Source organism: Microbulbifer sp. 2205BS26-8, from assembly GCF_030731025.1.
Classification (GTDB): domain Bacteria; phylum Pseudomonadota; class Gammaproteobacteria; order Pseudomonadales; family Cellvibrionaceae; genus Microbulbifer; species Microbulbifer spongiae.
The window spans coordinates 19,396-29,683 of record NZ_JAVAMR010000043.1; the positions used below are offsets into that span (position 1 = coordinate 19,396).

Sequence of the window (10,288 nt, forward strand, 5' to 3'; positions counted from 1 at the left end):
TTTTCCTCTGCGAGCCCGGCTCCGCTGCGCAAGCGCACAACGGGGTCACGTGAATTAACTGTTGGGAAAGAAGTCGATCGGGAAAAGAATGGTGATGGTGGGCACACCGGCCTTCTCGCCAAAATTAAACCGCTTTACCCGCGCCACAATTTTGGCGTTGAGCCCCGGCGAGTCCATATCGCTGGAGTCCACTTCCGCCAGGGATACGGCGCCGTCCGGTTCGATGGTGAGCTTCAGTACCATCTTGCCCTGCAGGGCGGGATTGTTGCGCAGTTCGCGGTTGTAGATGCGATACAGTGCAGCCTTGTAGCGGTCGAAAACAATCTGGATTTCCTCGTCGGTACGGGATGGACCAACGCCGTCGCTGAGCGGCCGGTCCTCGCCGGCGAAATCCCCTTCGGTACCAATAGAGCTCTCCACCCGCGCGAAGGCCACACCACCCAGGGAGGAACCGGTACCACCCACATTGCGGCTCAATGCTGCGGTACTGATGCCCCCACTCCGGGTGGTTGCAGCGGCAGTGATCAGCGAGCGCTGACTGCGGTTTTCCCGTTTACCGGCAGTGCTCAACTGGGTTTGCTGGCCCAGGCGATTGTCCAGGTCGTCTTGAATAAGATCCTGAAAATTATCCTTAAAGGCGAGGACACCGGCGCGCTCCGCTTTTTTACGCGCCTGCTTTTTTTCCGCCCGGGCGGGCTTCGGGTCCTGCTTGGCCACTTGCTGCTCCGGCTCGGGCCGGGGCTTTTTCTCCTCCGGCTTGGGCTTGCTCGGCTCCGGTTTGGGAACCGGTTTGGGCTTGGTTTTCTTCTCGATCACCAGCTTGGCCAAGCGTTCGGGAATCTCCACCACCTGGGTTTCCGGCTCGGGCAGGGTATACAAGGGCACCAAATATCCCAGCAGCGCAGCGATACACAGCGTGGCGAAGACGCAAATGCGAAAGCGCCTTTCATCCTCACCCCGGGTATGCCAGGGCAGCACCATCGGGCGTGCATCCGCTGGCTCGAATGCCCGGGTAACCTCCAGTTCAAACCGGGATTCCTCTTGCGCGAGTCGCAATTCATCAGCCCGTTCATCCAGGGCAAGGAGTTCCTCGCTGCAGTCCTCTATTTGTTCAAGAAGTGCCCTGTGACGCTGTTGTAGCTGGTCCCGACTGTCGTTATAGTCCCGGGTGGATTCCCTGATCCGCTCGATAACCCGCTCAGAGGCATCTGTCTGGTAGTTCTCAGCCCAGAACAGATCGCCGGCACCAACTGCTTCGAGCTTGTGCAGACGCTGGGCAATTTCATCCAGCAGCTGGTACTTGGTGCCGTGGGTCTGCAATTCAGCCAGCTTCTCTTCGATCTGCCGCTGCTTGTGTCCAAGCAGATGCTTGCGCTGGCGAGCTGCATCAAGCGCCTCGGTAATCGCCTGCTGTTGTTGAAGAAAATTACTCACAAACTTCTATTAATCCTGAGATGCTTTCTGAATTACCGCCAGTGAAACCTTGGTATAACCCGCTTCAGTGCAGCTGGACATCACCTTTTTCAGCAAACTGAACGGGATACCCCGGTCTGCGAGAATATTCACCTCCGGTGGTTCCGGCCCCTGCTCGCCTTCGCTTTCATTCCCTCCGTCTTGCGTCGAGGCCTGGGCAACACCAATCGCCTTACCCAATTCTGCCACCATGGCCTGCTTGATCGCCTCGATAACAATTTTCTCGCTTTCAAGCACCGCGCTGGTGGCAACGACGGAGTTGGATTCCACCAGAATCTCGTCGGCCGTCACCATCAGGGTTACCGTTTCCCTCGGCTTGGTTTCCACAATCGAATCGGGCAGGGTGATTACCTTGGGGGGCTCCAGCGCTTCATTGCTGGAGGTGTTGGTCAAGAGAAAAAACACCAGGATGGTGAACACGTCCATTAAAGATGTGAGGTTCATGCCTGAGGTTTTTTTGCGCTTATGGCTGCGCGCCATGCGCTTCATACGTCGGCTTTCATGTCTCACGGCGCATCCCCTATGGAAATATCGGGAAACAGAATCACCTTCTCCACCGCCTCGGGATCATCGGGATCATCGGGATCACTGCCTTCAAGCCGGACATCAACACCGCGCACGGTATCCATAACGCCCACAAGATGTTCATAGGCAATCTCTGCCTCCATCAGTAGAATGGAGTCTGTCTTTTCCGGGTAACTGGCTTTCACCTGCAGCAAAAACTCAGTGAGTTTTTTCAAGTCGTAGACTTCTGCCGTCGGCAATAGTGCAAAGCTGGTTTCCTGCCCAGCCACTTGCGGCTGTTCGGACTCGGTCTCTTCCGCAACATTCAGGTTGGGAAAGCGCGCAATCACCTTTTCACCATCGCTGATTTCCAGCGCCGCCTTGCGCACCACCACTTCCACCGTCACGGTGGGATCGTCCGGGGCACCGCCGCCGGCACCACTGGGCAAATTCAGTTCCAGGATAGTCACCCGCGAGAACACCGCCGATACCAGCAGGAAGGGGACCAGTACCACCATCAGGTTCAGAAAAGCAGTGATATCCAGCTCAGGGGTTTCTCGGTCTCTCCCATGGCGCCGCCTTCTCATTACGCGGTTTCCACTTTGGGTGCTTTACCATGGGCTGTACTGGGCGGGCGCTTGGCGGTTTTGCTTTCCGGCTTTGGCACATCGATCTCAAAGCGGCGCCGGGTGGCGCTGTCAATCAGGTTAGAGGCCTTGACAGACACCATCTCCAGACTGTCGATAATCTCACCGGTCAGGGAGTTGAGCAGGGCGTGCACGATCAACAGGGGAATACCGGTCATCAGGCCGAATGCAGTCGTGTTCATTGCCACAGAAATACTGGCAGAGAGCAAGTCGGCCTTTTCCGCCGGGTTGGCATTGGCTACTGCGGTAAAGGCTTCAATCAGACCCATAATGGTCCCGAGCAGGCCCAGCAGCGTGGCGATATTGGAAAAGAGCGCCACATAAGGGGTGCGCTTTTCCAGCTGTGGGGTAATCTCCATCATGCTCTCTTCCATCGCGATCTCAATATCTTCGCGACGGCGCACCGTACCCTGGCGGGCCAGCCCCATAGACAACAGTTTGCCCACACTGGAATGATCCTGCTTGACCAGGTTGCGCGCACGATCAAAATCCCCGGAGGCCAGAATTGGCTGCATTTTGTCCCACATGGCGCGATTGGTATGGCGTTCATAATGCAGGCGAATAAATCGCTCAATGGCAACGGCGCTACCCAGGGCGGCAACCACGAGAATGGGGTACATAAAGGTACCACCCGTCTGAAAAAACTCGATGACGCTGTGAAAAAAGTCCATTGCAAACCCTCTTGATAAATACTGCAGTACCTTGTTGCTACTCCGGTCGCAACCGGAGAAAGGACGACGTTAGTCGCCGGACAGGCTAAGCTGGTAGAACGCCAACTCGCGCAGGAACACTGCCTTGTCGAGCGGCTGTAACTTGTCGTCCATCAAGCTGGAAACCAGGTCACTTTCGACACCCACTTCGGAACTTTTCCAGGGGACAATATACAGGGACTTGGGGGCTTCCTTGTTCCCAATAATGGAGATACCCGATAACTCTTTAATGGCCGAGTCCACTTTTTTCTCCACAGGCGCTTTCTGTTTCATACCTTCAGATTGTGCCAGGGCTACAGGAAGGGTAGCGACAGAGAAAATCACCGGCAAAATCCATTGGAATTTCCACATCACTTGCTCGCCCTCCGTTTAAGGTCCGCCAGCCAGATGGATACATCCTGGTCCTGCGGTTCCAATTGCACATAGTGTTGGAATTGTGCCAGAGCACACTCAAGATCTTGCAGATAGAGATCACATAATATGCCAAGATTTTTAATCAGGGGAAGGTACTCGGGATTTTCTGCCAAAGCATGGACATAGAGATGTCGTGCATCGGCAAAACGCCCCTGCCTGCGGTAGAGCACCGCCAACTCGTTTGTGGCCACCGGATGATTCTCATCCAGCTCAAGGGCCCTCAGGAAAGCGTCTTCCGCATCTTTCTCATTGTCCATCTGGTAATGCGCAATGCCCAGGTTGATATAGGGCGCCGGCAGGCGCTGCTCCCGCGCCACCACCGACTGCAACAGCGCAATGGCAAATTCATATTCCCTTTCGGCCAGATGGTCCAGTGAGCGCTCAAAGTCCCGCTTCACACTGCCGGAAACCCGCACTGCAGTGTAGTCGGAAATCTTACCGGTTGGGGTTTGGGTGCCCGCACAAGCGGTGACAATCAGCGCGAGCCCCAACAGAAAAAACCGTCGCGATGGTATTTGCATAGCTTTCAGCTCCACACTTGCTGCCATTAATCCACAGCTTTATTAGTGACCGGGTTAATAGCTCGGTTACCGACCGGAAACGGCTTCACCCGGGCTCCACCGGCGCCGCTGGCAGGGGCACAATACTTTGTAAATACCGGCCTGCTTCCTCAGCTCTTGCATAGCGGGCTGGTACCACCCCTGCGAGCCGGTCGATACTCTTGTCAATCCAGGGGTTGTAGATACCCACCCCCAAAAGCTCGACATTTTTCTCATGGACCGAGATTGCCTTTTCCTCGAACGGATAAATCTGCTCTTCCAACGCCAGTTCGTACTCCTCCAGCTCCAGGGCATTCAGGTTGGTGGGGCGTTCGGAATCTTTGAGTGACTGGCTGAAGTGCCAATAGATTTCCGCCAAATAATAAGTAGCCGCGGCCGTGACATCGGCTATCTGGTAATCAATCAGATCCGTGAAACCACTGACAGCGGCCTGCATACGCTGGCGTTTCAGATTCAGGTTTTGCTGGATTGGCTTCACCAGAGCGACCTGGGTAAATGCGCTGTAACTGGGTTCGGCGAGCTGCAGCGCGGCGTGACCGGCAAGATAGCGGGTGCGGTCACTGCGCTGGGAACCACCGCGCAACTCGATAAGCACCATCTCACGCAGTGCCTCCCGGTAGCGCTGTTCATTGCCATCGGCTTTATGGATATCGGCGATTCTCTGTCGCGTCTCCAATGCCGGTTCCAAGGGATTGGGAAACTGGTTCACGTAGCGGCGCAACACCGTTAGGGCTTTTTGACTGTCCTGTGCCGCACTGTAGAGATCCGCCGCTTGGGACAGGGCCTCGCGGCGGATTGCCTCATCCCCGGACTCGCGCTCAATGCGCTCAAACTCCCCTGCGGCCAGCAGCAACTCTCCACTCTCCTGATAAACCACCGCCAGTTTCTTGGTCACTTCTTTCGCCAGCTCGTGTTGCGGGAAATTGCTGCGGAAATTGTTGAGCACCGTCGCGGCCCGGGTCCATTCCTGCAATACGATCAGTGAGGCGGCCGCATCGTATTCCGCTGTGGCCAGCAGGGTGGCTCCGGGAGCGGCAGCCCGAATACGCAGGAAGTGGTCGGCGGCGGTGGCGTGATCCTGTTGCTGGCGGGCCATATCCCCCTGCTGGTAAATGGACGCCGCCAGGTTATCGATCAGCCCGGCGCGATCCTTGGCATCTGCGGCAGTCAGATTCAGGGTTTTTCCGTAGGCCACTTCGGCATCCACAAATGCCTGCAGCTCAAACGAGGCATGGGCTACCAGCATCCAGCTGGAGCGGCGAATCTCCCGTGCCGCGGCCGGGAATTCCTCCAGTAACAGGCGACCGTTTTCGATTGCAAGGACATAGTCCTTAAGGCCATACAAATCCTCCACAGCACCCAGCATCACCTGCGGTGCTTTGTCGTGTCCGGTGAAGGTGTCGGCGAAGGTCAGAGAGGAGCGGATAATCTCGCGCAACAGGACAGCACGCTGGTCTGCAGTGGCCGCTTTCAGGTGATTTGCCAGGTGTTCACGATAGGCGTAGACCGCCGCATAACCCGCCTCACTGGAATCTTTGTGGGCCGGATACTCATAGGCGGTGCGCTCATATTCCAAAGCCGCACTGTGGAAATCCCGGTTCTCCAGCATCAAACCGGCCAGTTGATAGTTCATCTCCGGCGCGCGCTCGGTTTCGCGGAAGGACTGCAGATAGCTGCGATACCAGTGAATTGCCTCGCGATAGTGCTCGGCCTGTGTATCCTTGAGCTTTTTATTCTGGTAAGCCGCATGGTAGTGGCTGGCCAGGTCGATCAGGTTTGCCTGCAGGAATTCGACCACCTCTCCGTATTCATCGATATCGAATACCGTCCAGTAATCGGCCTTGAGCCCATAGGTGTTGGCAAAGGACTTCTTGGCTTCCAGCACCAGCTTGGGGAAGCCACCTCTGCTGTAAATATCAATCACGCGCATAGAGAAATCCGCGGAAACCTTGTGCAGGGGATTACGCTCCACAAAGGCGGTATAGGATTTTGCCGAGTCCTGGTAGCGACGCTTATCCAGATAGTATTCCCCCAGGTGGCCATACACCAGGTATTCATACTGGCGCGCCCCCTTGCGGGAGAAATAATCGACAATTGACTCGGGGCCCTCCAGGTAGGAGAAGCTCAGGCTCACCACACGGAAGGTGTCATCAATGTGCTTGCGCTCCACCTCATTGGCCTGCTGGTCAAAGTCATATCCCTGGGAAACTTTGTAATCGAGCATGGCGATATAATCGTCCAGCGCCATCTCGTACATATCCTGTTTGAACAGGGACCAACCGCGCTTGTACAGAGCCAACTCATAAAAACTGGAAACCACCCCGATATGGATCACCTTGCCGTAGGCTTCCTCCGCATCCAGGTATTTCTTGCGGGTAAAGTAGTATTCCCCGAGGCGGAACCAGGACTCATCGATGTGTCGGGAGTCTGGATATTTGACCACTAACTGTCGCAGCACCCCCACCGCCTGTTCAATCTCTCCGGCTTCCTCATAGGCGCGGGACAGCTGGTACATCACCTGATCATTGCGGTCGTACAGCGGGTATTTTTTCAGTAAGTCCAGATACAGGTGAATGGCTTCCCGGGCATTTGCCGACATCAGTGCGTCGGGATTGTCCACAGGCAAGGGTATCACCGTGTTCTCCGTGGCAATTTCCATGCTACCGCTGGCACGCGCGGCAAACGCATCATCCGATTCCGTCTCGCCAGCGCCTTTTGCAACCTGTTGTTGAACCCGGGCAGCCGGTAGGGTTACCCCAGCGGGAGCATCGAGGGTATTGTTTGCAGAAACCTCCGGGGCATCAATCGCAATCACCGCTTTGCCGGTATCTGCTGCAGTGGCGATTCCATCGATCGCGGCATCCTCAGCGCGGTGTGCCTGCTGGATTTTCAGGTCGGCAATTCGCCGCATCGCCTCGGGTGTGAGGCTGGACTCGGGCGTTTCCTGCAAGTAGCGCTGGTAACTGGCGAGCGCCTTCTCAAGGCTTTCGTCGATATATTCCTCTTTAATTTCAATATCGACGTTTTGCAGACTGCCAATCGTCTTGCCGCTGTTGACCGCGCAGGCATTGAGCAGCAGGGCAATCACCGCGAGCAGGGCGCACCGGGTGGCAACCGCCCTACCCATCCGGCTGGGCTTGAATCTGGGCATCAGGTGTCCCCTCCTTCACTCGCTTCCAGTTCGGAAGGATTGTCGTCGGGCAGGGATTCCGGCTGGGCCTCGCGATACTGCTCAATTTTGCGCTGGTCCTCGCGCTGCTCCTGCAATGCGTTGGCGCGGTCGTAACTGTCAGCCAGGGCAAATCGCGCTTTGATCTGGTAGCTCTCCAACTGGGTGCGGCGGCGTTCCAGTTCCTCAATCGCCAGGGCTTCCAGCATGCTGCCCTGGCGAGCCATCAATATTGCCAGGCGCTGCTGGTGGTTGCGGATCTGCGCACGCAAGCGGGTGATCTGTTGGTTGTAACCGGTATAGCTGTGCGTGGCTGCCTGGCGACTGCGCACATAGGATTGGTAAACCCCCTGCAGTTGTTCAATTTCCCCATTGAGTTCCTGCAGATGCTTATAGGCTTGCGTAAGCCGTTGGTCGTACTCTGTGGAGAGGCGCAAATCCAACACGCCCTGCAGGCGCGCCACCCTGCTACGGGTGACCTCGGTAAAGCCCTGAGGATTCTGTGCAAGCTGCCGGTGCAATTCCCTCAATGCCAGGCTCACCGCCTGCTCATCGGCAGTGGCGAGATATTCCGGGCGGCGCGAAACCAGCATCTGTTCAATGCGCCCGGCAAATGTATCCCGTTGCTCAAGCCGCAACTTGATCCGCGCATCCAGCTTGCGGAATTGTGCATCGAGCTTTGGCAGCAGGGGGTCGTAGTAAGCTCTGCGGTGACGGATAATGTCCTCGTAGGCACTGAGACTTTTGAGCCACGCTTCATTGCGCTCGTAGAGGTCATTCAGATCGCGGTAATTGTGCAGGAAGGCCTGGTAATCATTGGATGCCATCAGGTCGAGAAGATAATGGGTCTCCGGTGCATTCGGCAGGTTGCGCAGTGCCACCACCCAGTGTTGCACCTGGGTGGCCTCTTTGCGACGCAGCGCCTGCAGAAATTTGCCCTCGCGGATACTGTGGATTGAGGCGGTCAGGGTATCGATTTCACTACCGAAAGAATCCAGCGCACGCCCATAGTGAATCGCTGCCGTGCTGTGTACATCCAGCTTGCCGAAGGCATAGGGCACGGCGAGCATGGCTTCCTGTACGGATTCGTTGGTCCCCTTGCGGTTTTGCAACATTTTCCAGGGCACCAATGCCCGCTCGTAGCGACCTGCGTGAGCCTCGGCCCAGCCGGCACCGAGCAGCGCGCGGTTGGAAAACGGACCTTTGAGATTGACGCGGTCAAAATACGGGCGCGCCCGCTGCAATTCGCCGGCTTCCATTAAATAAGCACCCAGCAGCAGGTTGGTCTTGTCATACAGAGCCTGCTCGGCCAGTTCGCTGCTGCGTTTTTTACCCAGGGCCGTCAGCTCCAGTATCCCGCGAGCCTCCTCACCGGATTTTAACTGGGCGATACCGAGGTTGAACTCGATAAACCCGGCGAGAGATTCCTCCCCTTTTAAATCCTTTAGCAGTTCAACTGCCTCATCAAAGCGCCCCAACTGCATAAATACTCGCGCCCGCAAAAACTGCTCCTGCGCACGGACACGCTCTGGCACCCGCCCCTCAATCCATTCCAGCGCGTGCAGAGCATTTACCGGCTGCTGTTTGTGATAGTGAATCCTGGCAAGGCGATAGGCCGCTTCATTGCGTACCGATCGGGAAACGTTACCCTTGAGTACCGCTTCAATCGCCCGCCCCGCTTCCCGGTGCATGCGATAGGAAAGCTCCAAATCGCCCACAGAGAATTCCGCCTGCCCCAGATGCGCACTGAATGGGTCCAGCTCCGGCTCGTCCAGGCGATGGAACTGGGCCAGTTCGGTATCCAGGGCCACAATTGCATCGAAATAGTTTTCCTGGTGGGCGTGGAACATGGCCGCGCCAAAAAACAGATCGCGCAGCGCCTCGCGTTCTTCGGCACCCGCCACAGTGGAGAAAATGGGTAGGGTACACAGGGAGACCGTCAAAACCCGCAGCGTTGCCCTGGCCGGACCCGGCAGTACCGATAGCAGAGAAATGCGCATGGTTACCAGTCCTTGAAATGAATCTCAGACTCGGTTCCCAATATACTGATCTCGACAAACTTCGGCCCCACAGCCTTATCCACCTGGTAAGTTGCATCGGCCTGATACGCCCGGCCCGAGGGGGTTTTCCCGATAAAACGGACTTGCAAGGGATGCGCACCAGTCTGGACATTCCCGGTATATATTTTTTGCACACCGCCTTTCTGTAGGGACTGGATTTCGCGATAGGTGTATAGGTGGTGTGCAACAATTTCGCCGTTCAGCCTGAGCTCTACGGATTCCAACTCAAAGGGCTGCTCATCGGCAATGGAGACAAAAAAAGCTACCTGGGAATTTGAGGGAAAGAGCAGTTTTTCCTCCAATTGCGCAAGGGTCGCAGTCAGGTTGATCACATCTTTTTTTACATCCTGGATTTGTTCATCCAAGCCACGGATTTCATCGCGGCTGACGTTTTGCGCTACTGCAATGCAAGGCAATAGCAGAAGGATTGTGACCTGTAGCACTCTGAACATGTGATCTACCTCTGACCCTACCCGTTAACCATGGACATCAACTAGGCCAGCCCCTTCGGGGCCGCATCGAAATGCCTGTAAACTGGGACCTTTCAGTCTGCGGCATTGTATTCAATCGGCGCGCTTGGGGATGTGAGGGACGTCAAATCTAGCCCGGATTTTGCATGGTTCCAGACACAAGAACGGCGGAAAGTCTTATCATTACGGGTGTACAAGACAGTCCAATAAGAAATTCCGCCGTGACAGAATGCTACCAACCTGAACTCCGATTTTGATCCTTTTCTCGCCGCAAAATCACT

The 10,288-nt window shown here is 56.0% G+C and carries 9 protein-coding genes; all 9 read right to left on the reverse strand.

Features of this window, described 5'->3' with window-relative positions:
- Positions 1 to 54 precede the first annotated feature (54 nt).
- Positions 55 to 1,434, reverse strand: coding sequence for an AgmX/PglI C-terminal domain-containing protein (locus tag Q5Y71_RS13160; RefSeq protein ID WP_306042583.1), 1,380 nt, complete (start codon positions 1,432 to 1,434; stop codon positions 55 to 57).
- A 9-nt stretch (positions 1,435 to 1,443) separates the two neighbouring features.
- Complete coding sequence (locus tag Q5Y71_RS13165) at positions 1,444 to 1,983, reverse strand: biopolymer transporter ExbD (RefSeq protein ID WP_306042584.1); 540 nt, start codon at positions 1,981 to 1,983, stop codon at positions 1,444 to 1,446.
- Complete coding sequence (locus Q5Y71_RS13170; protein ID WP_306042585.1) at positions 1,980 to 2,564, reverse strand: biopolymer transporter ExbD; 585 nt, start codon at positions 2,562 to 2,564, stop codon at positions 1,980 to 1,982. Before Q5Y71_RS13170 ends, Q5Y71_RS13165 begins: the two co-directional genes overlap by 4 nt.
- Positions 2,564 to 3,295, reverse strand: coding sequence for a MotA/TolQ/ExbB proton channel family protein (locus Q5Y71_RS13175; RefSeq protein WP_306042586.1), 732 nt, complete (start codon positions 3,293 to 3,295; stop codon positions 2,564 to 2,566). Before Q5Y71_RS13175 ends, Q5Y71_RS13170 begins: the two co-directional genes overlap by 1 nt.
- A gap of 69 nt (positions 3,296 to 3,364) precedes the next feature.
- Positions 3,365 to 3,685: a hypothetical protein gene (locus Q5Y71_RS13180; protein ID WP_306042591.1), complete on the reverse strand. Its 321-nt coding sequence runs from the start codon at positions 3,683 to 3,685 to the stop codon at positions 3,365 to 3,367.
- Positions 3,685 to 4,269, reverse strand: coding sequence for a tetratricopeptide repeat protein (locus Q5Y71_RS13185; RefSeq protein ID WP_306042587.1), 585 nt, complete (start codon positions 4,267 to 4,269; stop codon positions 3,685 to 3,687). The genes Q5Y71_RS13180 and Q5Y71_RS13185 overlap by 1 nt, the downstream gene beginning before the upstream one ends.
- Positions 4,270 to 4,354: 85 nt before the next feature.
- Positions 4,355 to 7,459 (reverse strand): tetratricopeptide repeat protein, encoded by a 3,105-nt coding sequence (locus Q5Y71_RS13190; protein ID WP_306042588.1) that lies wholly within the window; start codon positions 7,457 to 7,459, stop codon positions 4,355 to 4,357.
- Entirely contained in the window at positions 7,459 to 9,477 is a 2,019-nt protein-coding gene (locus Q5Y71_RS13195) for a lipopolysaccharide assembly protein LapB (RefSeq protein ID WP_306042589.1), read from the reverse strand. The genes Q5Y71_RS13190 and Q5Y71_RS13195 overlap by 1 nt, the downstream gene beginning before the upstream one ends.
- A gap of 2 nt (positions 9,478 to 9,479) precedes the next feature.
- Positions 9,480 to 9,989 (reverse strand): hypothetical protein, encoded by a 510-nt coding sequence (locus Q5Y71_RS13200; protein WP_306042590.1) that lies wholly within the window; start codon positions 9,987 to 9,989, stop codon positions 9,480 to 9,482.
- Positions 9,990 to 10,288: the final 299 nt, after the last annotated feature.